This is a genomic window from Pseudomonas sp. ERMR1:02 (assembly GCF_002277815.1).
Classification (GTDB): Bacteria; Pseudomonadota; Gammaproteobacteria; order Pseudomonadales; family Pseudomonadaceae; genus Aquipseudomonas.
On the sequence record NZ_NKJI01000054.1, the window covers coordinates 1 to 988 of the forward strand.

The 988-nt window shown below is 56.3% G+C and carries 2 pseudogenes; one reads left to right on the top strand and one right to left on the bottom strand.

The annotated features are described in order from the left end of the window. Nucleotides 1-237: 237 nt before the first annotated feature. Nucleotides 238-669: pseudogene (locus CES87_RS32185) on the top strand (Lrp/AsnC family transcriptional regulator). Between the two features lie 64 nt (nt 670-733). Here CES87_RS32185 and CES87_RS32190 read toward each other — a convergent pair. Next, nucleotides 734-988, bottom strand: a pseudogene (locus CES87_RS32190) (Bax inhibitor-1 family protein); the annotation flags it as partial.

Below are 988 nucleotides of genomic sequence, written 5' to 3' on the forward strand. Positions count from 1 at the left end.
TCCAGCACCGGTTGCCCCGACACCAGCACAAACCAGCCGATAGTCCCGGAGATCAGCATGGCGGCAGTCATTTCGAACGAGCCGCGACGTATTGTTTGTCCATCTTCAGACTCCTCTGTTTGTGGACAAAGTATGCCAATCAGCCAAGGCGCTTCTCCAGCGCAATATCAGGCTAAACTCGGCATCTGCCTTTTTTATCAAGGCGATTTGAATAACAGCCTAATAGAGGTTTTCGCCATGACCGATGACATCGACCAAGTGCTGATCACGGCATTGATGGAAGACTCGCGACGCTCGCTCAAGGCCCTGGCGCAGATCAGTGGCCTGTCCTCGCCAGCGTTGCCGAACGCCTGCGTCGCCTCGAGGAACGTGGTGTGCTCAAGGGCTACACCGTTGAAATCGATCCGAAGTGCTTCGGCTATCAACTTCAGGCCATTGTGCGCGTTCGCCCGCTGCCAGGCCAGTTACAGGAAGTGGAACGGCAAATCATGGCGATCCCGAGTTTACAGAGTGCGACAAGGTGACCGGCGACGACTGCTTCATCGCGCGCCTGCACGTACGCTCGATGGAGCAACTGGACACCTGCTCGACCGCCCAACACCCACGCTGAAACCAAACCGCGATCGTCAAGAAAACCCGGTCAAACGCCGGTTGCCGCCGATGGCCTAGCTGTTCGCACAAATCGCAGGCGATAAAAACCCGCCGAAGCGGGTTTTTTACTCAAGGCTTGCGATCAGTCGTCGCGGCTCATGATGCCGAACAGCTGCAACAGGCTGATGAAGAGGTTGTAGATCGATACATACAGGCTGATGGTCGCCATGATGTAGTTGCGCTCGCGCCGTGAATGATGGCACTGGTCTGGAACAGAATGCAGACCGAGGAGAACAGCACGAAACCTGCGCTGATCGCCAGTTGCAGACCGCTGATCTGGAAGAAGAAGCTGGCCAGCGTCGCACCCAGCAGGACAAAAAAGCCTGCGGTGATGAAA